Origin of the sequence: Vulcanisaeta sp. (assembly GCF_049966235.1) — an archaeon.
Lineage (GTDB): Archaea > Thermoproteota > Thermoprotei > Thermoproteales > Thermocladiaceae > Vulcanisaeta > Vulcanisaeta moutnovskia.
In genome coordinates this window covers 131,811-147,574 of sequence record NZ_JBMFVA010000003.1, presented here as the reverse complement: position 1 = coordinate 147,574, position 15,764 = coordinate 131,811, and the positions used below count along the sequence as shown (strand labels likewise).

Genomic DNA, 15,764 nt, shown 5'->3' with positions numbered 1-15,764 from the left:
CTCACCTCACAGGCTCGAAGCACTCAATATCCAGTACAGACCCCGTTCTTTGATTGGCAGGTTTCCACCGAGCCTTAACCCTCATGCCAAATACCTTCATTGATTTAACATCCTCGGGATCAACACATAGGTAATGCATTATGCCGGGAAACCTATGCTCACTGAACTCCTTGCCAGGCACATCAAGCTTAATCACACCAACAACCCTAGGCTCCTTAAGCGGCTCCCTCGTAGCGCTTATGTAACTAACCACCGCCGTGATTACCGTGCCCTCATCCTTAGCCTCAACCCAACCATCCACAGGCTTAAAACAATACGGGCAATACATCTTAGGTGGTACAAACACATGACCACACTTGCTGCAGTACGTGCCGTATATCTTACCATTCCTCAGGCCATCTAGGAATTTGGAGTAAGCCGTACCAGCGGTCACACTGTACTGGAATGGTCTCGTCCATTCCTCATGCGGGTAGTTCTTAATATCACTCTCCCTAATCGGTGTACCCCCTACCATAGCCTATACATTAATGAGGCTATATTTAAGAATCACCCTACCTACCGCAAAAAGCCTTTAAGTATAAGTAATTGGGTAGGTTAATACGCAGTGATGAGGAGGCATTTGGCTGATCAGTGAATGAACGCTGGAAATACTGATTAATGAATGGAGAACACACTCCTAACATGGTTAATCGCGTCATTTCGGATATCCATTATCCTTATGGGTAATTCATCGACCTTAATTCTCCGGTTCATCACTATCGTAGCCATAACACCGGCTATCATACTGGCATTACCGCCAACCCTAGCCTTAATACTGAGCATTAATACTGATAATTCCTGGTCAAGCTCCACCACATCTACGTCAGTAATGAGACCGTTATTCCTTAGGTAATTAATAAACCACGAATACACACTATTAAGGATGAGCTCCCTCCTAATACCATACTTAGTACCGATGTCATTGGCGATACCGTAAGGATCAAGCAGAAATACAACACTAACTATGGGTAACCCCCTCTTAATTGTATTGACTATGCAGGAGACCTTACTATCCATTTCCCTAGTCATATCCACGGTAGTTGGATAACAACGTAGAAATAATTCTGAGTATGCATTATCAATTTCACTTGGTAAGCTCGCCACGTAACCCACGGTACCCAAGTCCCACCTGGGCATTGCCAAGCCTATGACTCTACCCATTACCTTAGCTGGGTGTTAGAACTTAAAAAGTAAGAGGGTTAGGGTTCTCACGACTATGAGCACTGCGGCTAAGGCATTAACTAAGGTGGTTGTCTGCCCACTGTGCGATTACATGGGTGAGGATGTCAATAAAGTAGTTGACGCAATAACCAAGGCCATACCAAGGCCCAAGCTGAAGTGCCCAAAGTGCGGTGCTGAGGTTGACGCAAATTCCTTCGTTACCCACATGCGTAAGCATGGTAGGGTTGGTGGTAAGACAATAACATGTGAAATCTGCGGCGCGAAATTAAATGGTGAGGGGACATTCCTTAGGCACATTAAGGAACACTTGATAGTTTCGGTTAGGCGTAATGGAATGGACGTTTACTACTGCCTCGTGTGCGGTCAGGAATTCATAACGAAGAACTCCGCGATAACGCACTTAATCAAGAGGCATAGTCTCGAGTGATTACGTGTGAGCTTACTTTGGGACTTCATAATTACGTTACTGATTATTTGGCCTCCATATGTCGCCAATGCAACGCCTGTCGTGGCCAGTAAGGTGTTTAGGCGTAGGACGCCCATAGATCTCGGTAGGAATTTCATTGATGGGAAAAGGCTTTTTGGTGATGGGAAGACGTATGAGGGTTTCATTACGGGTCTATTGGCTGGTTTCGTAATTGGAGAGTTAACGTACATCATAGTAACCAGGGCTGTGAACATTGCCTCAGAGCTCCCAAATCCATTGGCCGTATTTGTAATGTGCATTGCGGCGTTACTGGGCGACTTACTTGGGGCATTCATTAAGAGGAGACTTGGGCTGCCCCGTGGAGCATCAGCGCCGCTACTTGACCAACTTGACTTCCTACTGGCGGCATTACTAGCCCTGTGGTTCATTCAATCAAGTGTCCTAAGGGTGATTTACGTGGTCATCGCGGTGATAATAACACCACCAATACACCTGGCCACGAACACCATAGCTTATTTACTCAGGCTTAAGAGGGAGCCATGGTGATTATGTAATTAACTTTATAAATTCATTATAGTGTCTGAGAACGTGCGTGCAGTAGTGCTTGGTGATGAGCATACGGTCTATACCTTTAGGTTACTTGGGTTTGAGGGTAGGGTTGTTAATGAAAATGAGAATGTAATATCAATAATTAAGGAGTTAAGTCTTGAGGAGAGTGTTGGTGCATTACTAATAACAAGCGATCTAGTGGATAGGGTTAGGGAGGATTTCGATAAGATGAGAATGAAAATGAGGAAACCAATGCTCATTGAGATACCATCACTTAGGGAAATGAAGCTTAAGGAGGTGAATTATTTAGCAATTCTTCGAAGTGTTCTTGGAATCTAATGAACAAACAATAGTAATGCGAACACTAGGTATGCTATTATCGTGATAGCCATAGCCCCAAGAGACCAAACCCTAAACCTACCCATGTAATTAGTACTCCTCAGTAGCATTATGCATATGTATATGAGGATGACATCCGTCATTAGGACGCCTACGGACAGTACTAAGCCATAGAATTCATGAAGGGCTTGAATCACTATTAATGGAGATATAAAGACCGCAATAAACGTAAACACCACTGCAAGTATTACTGCTGATTTAATGCCGTAAACATTCGCTATAGTCTTAACACTGGCTCTAACATCACCCGCAACATCAATTGCACCCTTAACTAATTCTCTACCTATTGTGGCCAGGAAGGATACGGTAAATAATAGGTAGGGGATGTTTAGCGTTGGTGGTATTGAGGAGATGGCGTATAATCCATATAGGAAGGTTAATGATGATGTTGTTGCCACTAGAATATTATTTACAATAATAACCCTCTTCAGCCTATAATTGTAGGAGAAACCAAGTATGATGGCCATGAGTAGTATTACTATACTCCAGGTCATTAAGTACTTCATGACTATACCAAGCGCATTAAGTAATATTGCTATGATTAATGATAATAATGATAAAAACCAAGCCTCCTTAATGGATACCTCACCACGCACAAGAGGTGCATCCGGCCTGTTAATTCTGTCCTCCTCGATATTATAAATATCGTTTGTAGCGAAGAGGAATATTTCAGTAAGTAATGATGATAGGAAAAGAAGCACCATAGCGATAGTGTTCCTGCCACCTGCTATTACGTAGGATGCAATAACTATTAAGCTAGTTAATACTCCATGCTCGATCCTCGAAAGCTTAACAAACGCCCTCAGGTTCACAGGGACACTAAAAATGGCCCATTATTAAGCTAGACCCATTAAAATGAGGATGAGTAGACATAGGAAATCCCAAGCATTTCTGCAACATCCCTATCGAGTGCTGCGACGTCCTCCGTATTAACCTCCTTAATGCCATACTTACCCAACGCAGATATTAACATCTGCATCTCCTCCTTAACAGCCTCTATGTAATTCAAAACACCTCTCTCGCCCTTAACCATCGCCGCCATGAGGAACGGCCTAGCCATGTAGGCACCGCTGGCACCAAGGGCTATGGCCTTAACCACGTGTGAACCATTATAGAGCCTACCTGCGAGCAGTAAGGATATATTAGTTATTCCTAACTTCCTGGCATCATGTATCTTCTTAAGAGCCACTATTGTTGGGTAGCCCAGGTCCTTCATGGCCACTGAGGGCGCCATACCAGTGCCACCCTCCTTTCCATCAATAACCACGGCGTGAGCACCCTCTTCATGGGCTATGCTAATGGCCCTATCAACATCCCTATAGGGACCGAGCTTAATCCAAATCCTCGCCCTTGGGTATGCCGTCTTCATGAACCTAATCATGCCCCTGAGTATGTCCTCCGTGTACGTTCCAGGCACCGAGTACCTGGTTATGTACTTAGCCCTAATCTTCTCAGGATCGATCTCAAAGTGGTACTTAGCCTTGAGTCTTATTGCCTCCTCCTTAGGAATCTTGATCACACCACCAAGCCCAGGCTTTGCCCCCTGCCCCATCTTAATCTCAAAGCCAATCAAACCCTCCTCAATGTAGGGCTCAACATCCTTATCACTATACACTCTATTCCAGAGTTCGTCATATGCATCCTCAACATTTTGCTGAATTATGACCCCACCATACTTATCAACATTCGTTAAGTATGCCATCAACCTCTCCTTAAAACTTGGGTGACCTCTTGTATATCTTCTTGAGTAACCCCTTACGGCGGCCACATTCTCCCCAATACCCATCACAATACCTGCCTTAGCAGCTGACCTAGCAATATCAAGGCTGAACCTACTGGCTACTGTTGTTGATCCCATCGAACCAACAACTATGGGCATGGAAACCTTAAAGCCGCCTAATGAATCCTCGAGGTTCACATCCATGAAGGTTGGCTCCCGAAGTAACTCAGTCATCTTCTCAAGTCTCCTTGGTGTGAATGCCGGTGGCAACAGTATTATTGAATTGTCTAGAGTCTTAATACGTGGAAATCCCCTTCTGTCATAAACCCCGGAACCAAGTATGGCAGAACCATAAGTAGCGACTTCACCGAATGGATAAACCGCATCACGGCCCTTAATAGCCTTAATCGCAATCTCATCAAATGGATAATCCTCAATAAACTCCTTAAGGCCTTTAATTAACGCCCAATAAGCCTTAAATCTAATAATGATTCTGGCTAAATCAATGATCATTAAACCAGAGAGAATCTAGGTACTTAAATACTTGTTTGTCGAATCACCAAGTAAATTACGGAAATAAATGCAATATTAATAATACTATTCTAGGATAAATTAGATATTATGACACTAAGTCATTGTATATTTAAGTTAATAAGTCATGAAAATCAAAAGACCTGTATGAACATCCGTATCATTATCACCAGAGTAATTAATGGTTTATATTACTTATATATTATGATTTCTTAATTGAAATAACAATTTACTTATATAAATGATAATATTGATAAAAAACCATGTATTTCATAAGGTAATACTTTAAAATTCAAATACAACCATTAATACATGGCAGTTAATCAAAAGTTCTATTCCTTAGATAGGATTAGGCGAATTGCTATTGAGGCCGCTGAAAATCCAGCTAAGTTCTGGGCTGATAAGGTTGATTATTTAACGTGGTTTGAGAGACCGAAGTCAATACTTGAAGGTAAGGCGCCCGATGTTTATTGGTTTAGGGGTGGTTACCTAAATATTAGTTATAATGCAGTTGATAGGCATATACCAGCTAGGGCCAATAGGGTTGCTTTTTACTATGAGAATGAGAGAGGCGATAGTAAGGTCATTAGTTATTGGGATCTTTATAGGGAGGTAAATAGGGCTGCCTATGTACTTAAGGAGCTTGGCGTTAGGAGGGGGGATGCAGTATCCATGATGATGCCGAGCATACCGGAGGCTGTTTACTTCGGTCTTGCCGTACATAGACTTGGCGCTACCCTCGTGATTCACTATGCAGGTTTAAGCGAGGAGACACTTGCATATAGGCTTCAGGATTGTGGGTCAAAGATTTTCGTGGTTGCATCAAAGGGATTTAGGGCTGGTGAGGAGGTCAGGATGAAGGACTTAATTGATAGGACACTCGAAAAGTATCAGACACCTGTGGAGAAGGTACTCGTAGTCTCCAGAGGTTTTTCTGACTTTAATATTAAGCAGGGTAGGGATATTGTGTATGAGGATGCGGCTCCCAAGGGCAAGGTCTATGTTGAACCCACACCGGTGGAGGCGAATGAACCAGCCACGATATACTATACATCAGGTACGACGGGAAGACCTAAGGGCTTATGGCAAAGTAATGGTGGTTACCCAATAGGCCTTAATTGGACATTTAGGGCGTTATTTAATCCGCAAGATGTAGATGTTTGGTGGACAATAAGCGAACTAGGTTGGCCTGTGTGGCCTATGGCTAATTTATATACCGCACCCGTGATGGGATTAACGAGCCTTTTATTCGAGGGATTTATTGGCTATAAGAGGGATTTATTCGCTAGGATTATTGAGAAGTACTACGTCTCACTGATTTGGAGTAGTACAACTACACTTTACACAATTAGGAGTATTGGTGAGGAGGCCCTTAAGGGAGATTTATCGAGCCTAAGGATAATACTCAACACTGGCGAGACTCTCAATCCAGGTGTTGCTGAGTGGTATATTCAGCAATTACCGAGCACAATAATTGCGGATGCCTATTGGATGACTGAGCACTTAATACCAATAGCCGCAACACCCTATGGCCTTGGTGAAATACCGTTTAAACCTGGTTCGACGGGTATTCAATTCCCAGGTAGTAAGTGGCTTGTGGTTGATGATGATGGTAACCCACTACCACCTGGACAGAGGGGTTACATAGTCATTGCCATTCCAAACCCAGCAATGGCTAAGATGTGGAATGACCCCAATTATGAGAGATTAATAAAGACGTATTGGTCCAGGTTCTCTGGTTACTTCTATACAGGTGATTATGGATTTTACGACAACGACGGCTATCTATACGTACTTGGCAGGGCAGATGACATACTAAGCATTGCTGGTGAAAGACTTGGTACAATGGACATAGAGGGCATCCTCGCAAGGCACAGGGCAGTTGCCGAAGCGGCAGTTGTAGGTGTTCCAGCACCTGGCGGTGGTGAAAAGGTCCTGGCTTTTGTCGTACTAAAGTCTGGGGAGATACCATCTGAGACCTTGGTTAATGATATTAAGGAGTTCGCAAGGGCGTCAGGGACTAGGGTGGATGATGTAGTAATAGTAAGGAGATTACCAAAGACTAAGTCCGGGAAGATAATGAGGAGGTTATTGAGGGCATTGGCGAGGAATGAACCGTATGGCGATGTATCAACACTGGATGATATTAGGACATTAGATGATATAAAGGCTGCCTTAATGGAGCGTGGTTACATAAAGCCGTGATGCCTATGTCGACGGAATTGAATTATCCTCATCAAAACCCTATTGATGCATTACTTGGGTATTTAAGGGATCGTCCTAACGATGTATTATTAATTGACGAACATGGCTTATCACTAACGTACGAGGAACTCTATAATAAATCAGTTAAGTTAGCGAACTCTCTCAATAGGCTTAGTGTTAATTATGGGGATAGGGTTGTAATAATGATGAGTAATAGTGTGGAGACCGTTATCTCATTATTTGCAGCATGGATGCTTGGCGCTGCAACGGTTATGATAGACCCATTAACAATATCTGAGGATCTCGATTATCAATTAAGCGATTCTGTACCTAAGGTTGTTATTACCGATAAGTCAGTCATCGAGAGAGAATCAACCGTCTTATCGAAGTATAAAGTCATCAGTGTTGACACAGCTAAGGAAAGCATACTAAGTTTTCAGGATTTACTAAGCGCTGGTTCATTGACTGGTTTCAAACCCGTAGAGGTTAAGGAGGATGATGTTGGCTTAATTTACTACTATGCTGGTATTGCTGGAAGGACCATGCAGGTTTGGCATACATACTTCAGCTTGTATTCGGGTCCATACGCATTCGGTGAGGCAATAGGGCTTGGTCGAAGTGACTCTGTCCTAGTGGTGGCTCAATTATCCCATATACTTGGACTTACGGAGTTCATGTCAGCCTTCGTTAGAGGCGCTAGGATTGTTATTGCCAAGCGTTTTGATGCTAAGGATACGCCTGAGTTAATACATAGGTATGGCGTAACCGTATTCGCAGGAGTACCCCTAATGTTTGATCAAATCCTTAATAATAAGGACCTGGGTCCAGGCATGTTATCATCATTAAGACTAACACTTTCAGCGGCTGCACCATTATCGCCATCAACACAACTAGGTTTTTACCAGAAGTTCGGTGTACCGCTTATTCAATTCTATGGCTTGACTGAGGCATACGTACTTACCGTACAACCAACCAAGTATAAGGACGTGACTAATACCGTTGGTTCCGCAATACCTGGTGCTGAATTGAAAATAGTAGACCCCAACGATCCATCCAGGGAATTAGGCATGGGTGAGGTTGGTGAATTAGCTGCCAAGGCGCCCTGGATTATGAAGGGCTACTCAGATCCTGAGGACACTAGGAAAGCTTTCTACAATGGTTGGTTACTAACTGGTGATTTAATGATGATGGATGACAAGGGATTACTGTATTTCAGAGGCGTTAAGAAAAGAATGATTAAGTACAAGGGCTACCCAATATTTCCACGAGACTTGGAAATAATGCTAATGAAACACCCAGCTGTTAAGGAGGTTTATGTAACTGGTGAGCAGGCTGATGAACCAAGCATTGGCCAGTTACCTGTTGCATATGTGGTTCTTCATGATGAGTATAGGGATAAGATATCTGATAAGGACCTTATTGACTTTGTAAATTCTAGGGTTGCATTTTACAAGAAGCTTAGGAAGGTGTACTTCGTAGATAAACTACCCACTAAATAGTTCTATCTGTGTTGAATATTAAAATTAAAATCATTGACTTTTCCAAATAATCTCACCAATATCATTGGGAACCCTATAGCCAGGTAATCTCTCAAGGGCCTCCTTAAACTCATTACTTCTCAACATGCTTAGGAATGCCTTAACACTATCCTTCTCAAGCCTATCAATTGATATTGCAAAGTCATAACTCTCCCAACCAAGTGGTATGAAGTCAAGGCTGTACATTGCGGCCGCGGCCCTAATACCAACACCAACATCAGCCTTACCCTGAGCCACCGCCGCTGCAACTGCCGTGTGTGTCTTAACCTCGTAATAATAACCATTGATCCTCTTCACTAAATCCTCAAATTTAATGCCCATTTTTGAGGCTATCTCCTTCAATTTCATATCAAGTAGAAACCTAGTGCCTGCACCCTTATTCCTATTAACAATCCTCACATCATCCCTAAGTAAATCCTCAACACTCCTAATATTCTTGGGATTACCCCTGGGTATTATGAGTCCCTGCTCCCTGGAGTAACCCCTAATTAGCACAGCATTATTAACGCTATATTTAATCATGTACGGTACATTATACTGACCAGTCTCCTCATCAACCAGGTGTAAGCCAGCTACATCAGCCTCACCACGCTTAACAGCGTATAACCCACCCATAGAACCAACATTGATTACCCTAGCCCTAATGAAACTTGGAAGCATCGGTATTAATACGTCTAGTCCAAGGTCATGGCTACCGATTATATATAGGTTAGCCGGCATGTACTGGTGTGTGAATAGTGCCACCTCAACCTCATCACCACTATCCAGGTACTCCACAGTCTCGGGGATCGCTATATAACCATCAGCAAAGGCCAGCGTACTTATGGCACCCGACTCAGCAGGTAATGGGTAGGCCACAATACCATGACCCGTATCAACAAGGCTAACTGGGTATAGTGCCCTCCTACCCTTTGCACCATCAGCCCTAATCGCCAGCCTTGCCCTAACCCTTACCTCATCAATCCCCATACAAAGCATTTTAGCCAGTATTGGCTTAACAATTATATTAAATATCATTAGAGCGGAACTTGGATAACCAGGCAAACCAACAATTAATTTGTTATTCCGCGATACCGCAATAACCGTTGGCTTACCAGGCTTAACCTTAAGTCCATGAACTACTATGCCTGGAGGACCTAATTCATCAAGTACCTTGTATGTTAAGTCAGCAAGCCCAGCGGAGGTACCACCTGAAAGAAGCACTAAGTCACTAGTGCCTAAGGCATTGCTTAACATACTCCTCATCTCATTAATGTTGTCCCTAACGATGCCCATGATTATTGGCTCAGCACCCATTGACCTAACGGCATGCGCTATTGTGTATGTGTTTATGTCGTATATCTTACCACGACCTAACTCCTTACCTGGACTAACTAATTCATTACCCGTGGAAATTATTGAAACCCTAGGCCTCTTAATCACCTCAACATTATCAATACCCACAGCCGCAAGTAAGCCAACCTCCCTCTCCCTAATCACCGTGCACCTCCTAAGTATTAACTCACCCATCATCACGTCAGAGCCTGCTGACATTACGTTCTCACCAGGCGTTACTGAGCGGTATATCATTAACTCATTGCCATCCCGCCTAGTGTATTCAACCATAACCACAGCATTGGCGCCAGGCGGCATGGGCGCTCCTGTGGCTATTTCAACGGCCTCACCGTGATTAATCTGCGGCAACTCCTCAACCCCAGTCTCCACATTACCAATAACCCTTAACCTAACTGGATTTAACTCATCAGCCCCAAACGTATCCTCAGCCCTGACAGCGAAACCATCCATTGTTGCCCTATCAAATGGTGGCACATCAATCCGTGAATATACATCCCTCGCCAAAACTCTCCCATAACTCTCCTCAATCCTAATAACTTCCGTTCCCAACGGCTCAACCTTAACTGCACTAAATACCTTGCTTAATGCCTCCTCAGGTGTGAGTAATTCATGAAATATTACCCTCTTACCTGCCTCAGACATTGTAATGCCGATGCAGTACTTAGCTTTAATAACTTATTAGTCCATTAAATTTAGTAAACTATGCATTAATTGCCCTAATTAATTGGTATTTAAGAGCAGTACGATTCATTGCCTATGATGGGTAGATTAACTAGAACGTGGTTGATACTAATGCTAACCTTTTCATTAATAGGCTTGTTCGCATCATTCATCGTCATATACACCTACTACTACCTACGTAAATTACCACCACTCTGTACATCATTTAAATCCCCATTTCCTGGAATAACCATTGATTGTGAGAGAGTACTCTCAAGTAAGTATTCAGACATAAATGGTGTACCACTTGATTTACTCGCTGCGATTTGGTTTATCATAAACATAATCCTAGTCGTAACCTATGACCTAGGACAAGGCAGCATAGCCACATTATCCATTAATGCACTATTTTATTGGAGATTTCTTGGAATTGCCATAGTTCCATACCTAATATTCGTAGAGACGTACCTACTCCATGCCCTGTGCATTTATTGCACGGTAATGCACGTAATGATAATAATAGACTTCACAATAATAACCACTTACTTCATTAAAGCGAGGAATCATTAGGATTACTATTGAGTATTTTTGGAATTGCCATAAGTACTTCCTGTACGTCCTTAAAGGAGTACGTGGGCTTAATACTGGATAGATCAATACCCCAAATATCCATTACATACCTCAGTCTCTTATGCCAATCACCAATAAATATAGTCGTTAATCCAAACATTAATGGATAGTAAACATCAAATAATGGATTGTCACCAATCATTACCTGGGCATCACTGAAGAACTCGCGACAATTCTTAGGGCAACCTATCATGTCAGGTGTCCTAATCCCATCAATAAACTTCGAAAATCCCAATTCCTCAATAACCACTGATTGATACTTATACAACCCATTGGTGGCGATGACAATCCTATGCCCTAATTCCCTGATTAAACTAAGGAGTTCCAAGGCACCGTTAAACGGTTTGAAATCACGCACATACTTTACTAACACGGTATTTACATCAATACTCATCGGAACACCAAATCTACGAGCAACCTCAGTAAATATGTAGTCCCAATCAAAGGCCCTAACTGTAAATTCCCGCAGTAACTCTTTGTTGAGATCCTTTGCCGTATTATGAATGACCCTCCAATCAACATTAACCTTGCTTGCTATTAACATACTTACGTCTTGAAATACAGGATCCCACGCCTCGAGGGGTAATAGTGTACCGTCCAGGTCAATGAGAATGAGCACATTGTACGGCTAACTAATCCACTATTTAAGGATAATACTTTGGGTTTCACTTTGTTTCATTGTAATTGTACGTGATTTTTCAGGGAGATTCCTTATTAAATGATTAATCTATGGATTGGGTGATGATTATGAGAAACAGAAAAATAACAGATATAGGAGTAATAATGCTGGTCACGGCGCTAGCACTAGTACTAGTACTAACCGTGGTCATGGCAGCAAACCCACTATTAGCCTCACAATCAACTAATGCCACGAACTCGACAGTTAGTGTTAATGCAACATCCGTAAGTAATGTGACTATGACAAACGTAACCACATGCCCACCCGGCCTACTCACTGCAGTACAGGCTAACCTATACATTGATGATATGTGGTTGATGAGGGTTGGCGCAAACATGAGCGGTTTTAATACAACTTCATTCATCATAGTTAATGCCACGGGCCTTAATGAGACTACCATAAACGGCACATTCACAGGATTCAACATAACCAAGTTTAACATGACTGCGTTCAATATAACTGGTTTCAACCTAACGCCAGCAACTCTGCAAAATATTACTAATTATTATATTAGTAAGGGTGAGTGCTTACTTGCGCTTCAATTCCTAGTACACCTTAGGCATTACTTGGTTCATGTTTACGTGCTTGAGAAACATGCCGAGATACTGAATAGAACACTGACTTATAGGCTAATGCTACTTAATGAGACACTGGCGAGACTTGAGCAACAGGGACTACTGAATAGCACACAGGCAAGCCAAATCTATAGCCTAATGAGCCAGTTGAAGGAGGCAATGGTCAGTGGTAACTACTCAGAGGCAATGGCATTACTCAGTGAGTATAAGTCGTTATTAAGTAATATTAGTAGTCAGTACTATGAGGAGCAGAAGATAGGCTTTGCAAACAGGATTGACCATGAACTTGAGCATTACGTGATGCAGATAATAGGGAAATCAATAACACTAAATGGCACTCTAAGTCAATTGGCCATGCTAGATCATGAATTGGGTATGCTAACGAACGTTACTGGACTTAATATAACAAGCGTTAAGGAGCTGCATGAGCTTTTCAAGGAGCTTAAGATGATGTACCCATTAATACAGGGTAATGAGACAGCCCAGCAACAACTACTGCAGTTGCTTAAGCATGGTAAGGGATTCAATAACTGGCTCAATGTAACGCAACAATTTGGTCAGGAGGCAAAGGGTTGGCAGTTACATGGGCAGGGACATGGTAAGGGGCAGCACGGTCAAGGAAATGGTGGGCAACAGGGACAGCATGGGCAGGGAGGACGGGGTAAAGGCGGTGGCTAATAGGTCGTTAATACTATAGGTTCGTTTTCCGTTAAAATTATTTCATTAATTTCGTCCTTGTTCTTTAGGGTTTTTCATTCTATTTCTCTTCTTATTATTAAGTGAATTAATAAAGTTTTTAAGTCATAGGCATTACTTTATGATTAATGCTATTAATAGCATTAACCACTGTATTCATGTACCTGCTGAGCAATGGATCATTAATTAGCATAAATGTAACTACCATGCAAAGCACAGCCCTACTAAATGTAACATTACCCGTAAGGCCAATGGGACCCATAATAGTTCAGAATTCAAGCGGATCAACAATACCAGCAATACTCATAGGAAATCACCTAGTAATACCAGTCTTTGGTAATGGTTCGTTTATAATTAAGTACGTACCTTACATAATATCATTACCCAGTGGTTACCTTGCCATCAATGTTTCATCACCATACACCATTAATCTATTCGTAAGCAACAACATATTATTAACACAACTACCCATAGGCTTAATAACAAACTTCACAAAGATGAATAATGGAATACTACTTCAACTAGCACCAGGTAATTACTCAATAGGCTTCATACCTGAATTACCGACAACCACGACAACAACCAGTGCGAATAGAAGCAGTACCATAACAACCACGACCAATACAACAACACCAAGTACCACTAAGACTACTACTTCATCACTTGGTATAGGCTCAGTGCTCTATTACATCATTACTGCAGTAATCATAGTTACGGCAGTATTGCTTACCTACTTGTTTGTAATTAGGCATAGAGGTCCTGAGATAAATCCAGTAATTGTTGAGGGCTTGAACCCAACGGATAAGGATGTTGTTAAGGCCTTAATTGACATGGGCGGTGAGGCTTATCAAGCTGATCTCCAGAGGAAGCTGAACATGCCTAAGGCAACACTTTGGAGAGCAATCAGAAGACTTGAGAGTGCAGGTTATGTACAGATTATTAAGGAGGGTAGGGTTAATAAGATTAGGCTCATTAAGAAGCCTAAGCTTGATTAATCCTCTCTAAGCATTAGTACTCCATGATTATTTCTAGACCTAAGCATGTCAAGGGCTTCAGTCGCTAATTTCATCGCAGCCCTACCACTACTTGCAATGCCAATACCTATCCTTGAATTTACTAGGTTGGCTAACGGCTTGAGGTCATCCTCATTAATTGTTGGTTGTATTATTGATACTATGTTATCACCACCTAGGTAAAGCGTGATACCACCATATTGCGCCAGGTGAAGTCTCACCTGGTTAACTACGCCCCATACATGCTCATATAATTGATAACTGGATGTCCACTCAGTACTGGATGTTGAGTCAATAAGATCAATGTGGGCAATAGCAACAGGACCATCATCAAAGTCTCCCATTAATGATACACCAGGGCCTGCCTTTATGGCAAGCCTAAATGCCTCCTTCTCGGCAACTCTAGGATTAACATCAGCATATGTACCGCTTGATAACGGCACTGGACTATAATCAGCAAGTCCTTTAATAATCCTTATTAATTCATCATTACCCAAACCATTAGTTATTGCAAGCAAGTAATCATACCTGAGCGGATGAGCCCAGGCGTTAAGCTTGGAGAATGCTTCAACCAACTCCCTATGTAATTGGGCCTGTACGCGTTGAATAATGTGCTCCCTATCTGGCCCGAGACTCTCAGTCCATTCCCTATACCCAATTAATCTAATTATTGTTACCTGAACCAAAGGTTTAACACCGAGACCGAGCTTAAACCTTTAGTTTAAAAACATAACCCTTCAAATGAGTAGGAATACTTAAAATAATGTGATTGAATAACAAATTAATGAGCTTAAGGGTTATTACATTCGATGCCTACAACACGCTGATAAACTACGGTAAGGAATTAATAGAGGAGATAGCCATGAATATCACCAAGTACCTTAAGTCATTAGATATTGAGGCTCATTTCGATCACGTTTACGAAATATACATGGGCCTTGATAGGGAAATTAGGCTTAGGAGAGTTGTGGAGATGGTGTACGTACCGCCGATGGATAACGTGAGGACATTCCTGGAGAGATTAATGCGTAAGTACAATATTGAACTTAATGAGAGGATGGTAATTGACGTTGCCAATATAATAGCGAATACATTACTTGGATCAGGTAATGTAAAGCTCAATGAGGATGCTCAATATGTATTAATGGAGATGAAGAGCGATGGATTCATGATAGGCGTAATATCTAATGTAATATTTTGGAGTAGTTCAGTAACTAGGAAACTTCTTGATAAGTTTGGCCTAAGTAGGTTCATTGACGTGCAGGTTTATGCTGATGAGGTTGGTAGGGCCAAGCCTCATCCAGCCATTTTTGAACGAGCGTACTCGTTACTCACGCATGGTGTTGAGCCTGATGTCGCTATACATGTCGGTGATGGATTTAAGGAGGACTTACTTGGCGCATTACTTGATGATGTAATAGGCGTTTACATAGATAGGACAGATTCTGTGGTTAGTAGTGGTAGTCCCACGGAACTCATTAGGTGTAGGGCCTATGCTGTTAGGAGATTAAAAGAAGTATTACTAATACCCCACATAGTCTCTGGTTGTTCGTGAGACTCGAATGAAGAAAACATTTTAATTAGTG

The 15,764-nt window shown here is 42.1% G+C and carries 16 protein-coding genes; 9 read left to right on the top strand and 7 right to left on the bottom strand.

Annotated features, from left to right (window positions below; translation table 11 throughout):
• Position 1: 1 nt before the first annotated feature.
• Positions 2-514, bottom strand: a complete 513-nt coding sequence (locus tag ACP5L5_RS03790; RefSeq protein ID WP_428761726.1) for a Zn-ribbon domain-containing OB-fold protein — start codon at positions 512-514, stop codon at positions 2-4.
• A 140-nt stretch (positions 515-654) separates the two neighbouring features.
• Positions 655-1,200: a hypothetical protein gene (locus tag ACP5L5_RS03785; protein ID WP_428761724.1), complete on the bottom strand. Its 546-nt coding sequence runs from the start codon at positions 1,198-1,200 to the stop codon at positions 655-657.
• Positions 1,201-1,255: 55 nt separating this feature from the next.
• Here ACP5L5_RS03785 and ACP5L5_RS03780 point away from each other — a divergent pair, with 55 nt between their 5' ends.
• Genes ACP5L5_RS03780 through ACP5L5_RS03770 form a run of 3 tightly spaced genes read left to right on the top strand, consistent with a single transcriptional unit; the run spans position 1,256 to position 2,536 of the window.
• The gene (locus ACP5L5_RS03780; RefSeq protein ID WP_273303722.1) at positions 1,256-1,648 is read left to right on the top strand and encodes a hypothetical protein; all 393 of its coding nucleotides are present in this window, start codon (positions 1,256-1,258) and stop codon (positions 1,646-1,648) included.
• A 6-nt stretch (positions 1,649-1,654) separates the two neighbouring features.
• Positions 1,655-2,194, top strand: coding sequence for a CDP-2,3-bis-(O-geranylgeranyl)-sn-glycerol synthase (locus tag ACP5L5_RS03775; RefSeq protein WP_013604644.1), 540 nt, complete (start codon positions 1,655-1,657; stop codon positions 2,192-2,194).
• Between the two features lie 42 nt (positions 2,195-2,236).
• Complete coding sequence (locus ACP5L5_RS03770) at positions 2,237-2,536, top strand: V-type ATP synthase subunit F (RefSeq protein ID WP_048056922.1); 300 nt, start codon at positions 2,237-2,239, stop codon at positions 2,534-2,536.
• Here ACP5L5_RS03770 and ACP5L5_RS03765 read toward each other — a convergent pair.
• Together ACP5L5_RS03765 and ACP5L5_RS03760 are read right to left on the bottom strand one after the other, a co-directional pair.
• Entirely contained in the window at positions 2,533-3,408 is an 876-nt protein-coding gene (locus ACP5L5_RS03765) for a geranylgeranylglycerol-phosphate geranylgeranyltransferase (RefSeq protein WP_428761722.1), read from the bottom strand. The genes ACP5L5_RS03770 and ACP5L5_RS03765 overlap by 4 nt on opposite strands.
• Positions 3,409-3,446: 38 nt before the next feature.
• On the bottom strand, positions 3,447-4,829 hold the full coding sequence (locus ACP5L5_RS03760; RefSeq protein ID WP_428761720.1) for a glutamate synthase-related protein: 1,383 nt from the start codon (positions 4,827-4,829) through the stop codon (positions 3,447-3,449).
• Positions 4,830-5,159: 330 nt separating this feature from the next.
• Here ACP5L5_RS03760 and ACP5L5_RS03755 point away from each other — a divergent pair, with 330 nt between their 5' ends.
• Entirely contained in the window at positions 5,160-7,052 is a 1,893-nt protein-coding gene (locus ACP5L5_RS03755; protein WP_428761718.1) for an AMP-binding protein, read from the top strand.
• Positions 7,053-7,057: 5 nt separating this feature from the next.
• Positions 7,058-8,551, top strand: coding sequence for a class I adenylate-forming enzyme family protein (locus ACP5L5_RS03750; protein ID WP_428761716.1), 1,494 nt, complete (start codon positions 7,058-7,060; stop codon positions 8,549-8,551).
• A 30-nt stretch (positions 8,552-8,581) separates the two neighbouring features.
• On the opposite strand, the gene ACP5L5_RS03745 is transcribed toward ACP5L5_RS03750, so the two are convergent.
• Positions 8,582-10,567, bottom strand: a complete 1,986-nt coding sequence (locus ACP5L5_RS03745; RefSeq protein WP_428761714.1) for a molybdopterin biosynthesis protein — start codon at positions 10,565-10,567, stop codon at positions 8,582-8,584.
• A gap of 117 nt (positions 10,568-10,684) precedes the next feature.
• Between ACP5L5_RS03745 and ACP5L5_RS03740 the strand changes: the two genes are divergently transcribed.
• Positions 10,685-11,155, top strand: a complete 471-nt coding sequence (locus ACP5L5_RS03740) for a vitamin K epoxide reductase family protein (RefSeq protein WP_048056923.1) — start codon at positions 10,685-10,687, stop codon at positions 11,153-11,155.
• Here ACP5L5_RS03740 and ACP5L5_RS03735 read toward each other — a convergent pair.
• Entirely contained in the window at positions 11,136-11,834 is a 699-nt protein-coding gene (locus ACP5L5_RS03735) for an HAD family hydrolase (protein ID WP_428761712.1), read from the bottom strand. The genes ACP5L5_RS03740 and ACP5L5_RS03735 overlap by 20 nt on opposite strands.
• Positions 11,835-11,962: 128 nt before the next feature.
• On the opposite strand from ACP5L5_RS03735, the gene ACP5L5_RS03730 reads away from it, so the two are divergent.
• Positions 11,963-13,147, top strand: coding sequence for a hypothetical protein (locus tag ACP5L5_RS03730; protein WP_428761710.1), 1,185 nt, complete (start codon positions 11,963-11,965; stop codon positions 13,145-13,147).
• 146 nt (positions 13,148-13,293) lie between these two features.
• Positions 13,294-14,160, top strand: a complete 867-nt coding sequence (locus ACP5L5_RS03725; RefSeq protein ID WP_428761708.1) for a helix-turn-helix transcriptional regulator — start codon at positions 13,294-13,296, stop codon at positions 14,158-14,160.
• Here the strand turns inward: ACP5L5_RS03725 and ACP5L5_RS03720 are convergent.
• Positions 14,157-14,864, bottom strand: a complete 708-nt coding sequence (locus tag ACP5L5_RS03720; protein ID WP_428761706.1) for a GTP cyclohydrolase IIa — start codon at positions 14,862-14,864, stop codon at positions 14,157-14,159. The two genes, ACP5L5_RS03725 and ACP5L5_RS03720, sit on opposite strands and share 4 nt — an antisense overlap.
• A gap of 98 nt (positions 14,865-14,962) precedes the next feature.
• On the opposite strand from ACP5L5_RS03720, the gene ACP5L5_RS03715 reads away from it, so the two are divergent.
• Entirely contained in the window at positions 14,963-15,733 is a 771-nt protein-coding gene (locus ACP5L5_RS03715) for an HAD family hydrolase (RefSeq protein WP_048056925.1), read from the top strand.
• Positions 15,734-15,764 lie beyond the last annotated feature (31 nt).

What these genes read in the sequence shown, in the direction of transcription:
- ACP5L5_RS03790 (WP_428761726.1), bottom strand. Translation starts at nt 514, where the DNA reads ATGGTAGGGGGTACACCGATTAGGGAGAGTGATATTAAGAACTACCCG.
- ACP5L5_RS03785 (WP_428761724.1), bottom strand. Translation starts at nt 1,200, where the DNA reads ATGGGTAGAGTCATAGGCTTGGCAATGCCCAGGTGGGACTTGGGTACC.
- ACP5L5_RS03780 (WP_273303722.1), top strand. Translation starts at nt 1,256, where the DNA reads ATGAGCACTGCGGCTAAGGCATTAACTAAGGTGGTTGTCTGCCCACTG.
- ACP5L5_RS03760 (WP_428761720.1), bottom strand. Translation starts at nt 4,829, where the DNA reads ATGATCATTGATTTAGCCAGAATCATTATTAGATTTAAGGCTTATTGG.
- ACP5L5_RS03755 (WP_428761718.1), top strand. Translation starts at nt 5,160, where the DNA reads ATGGCAGTTAATCAAAAGTTCTATTCCTTAGATAGGATTAGGCGAATT.
- ACP5L5_RS03750 (WP_428761716.1), top strand. Translation starts at nt 7,058, where the DNA reads ATGTCGACGGAATTGAATTATCCTCATCAAAACCCTATTGATGCATTA.
- ACP5L5_RS03745 (WP_428761714.1), bottom strand. Translation starts at nt 10,567, where the DNA reads ATGTCTGAGGCAGGTAAGAGGGTAATATTTCATGAATTACTCACACCT.
- ACP5L5_RS03740 (WP_048056923.1), top strand. Translation starts at nt 10,685, where the DNA reads ATGGGTAGATTAACTAGAACGTGGTTGATACTAATGCTAACCTTTTCA.
- ACP5L5_RS03730 (WP_428761710.1), top strand. Translation starts at nt 11,963, where the DNA reads ATGAGAAACAGAAAAATAACAGATATAGGAGTAATAATGCTGGTCACG.
- ACP5L5_RS03725 (WP_428761708.1), top strand. Translation starts at nt 13,294, where the DNA reads ATGCTATTAATAGCATTAACCACTGTATTCATGTACCTGCTGAGCAAT.
- ACP5L5_RS03715 (WP_048056925.1), top strand. Translation starts at nt 14,963, where the DNA reads ATGAGCTTAAGGGTTATTACATTCGATGCCTACAACACGCTGATAAAC.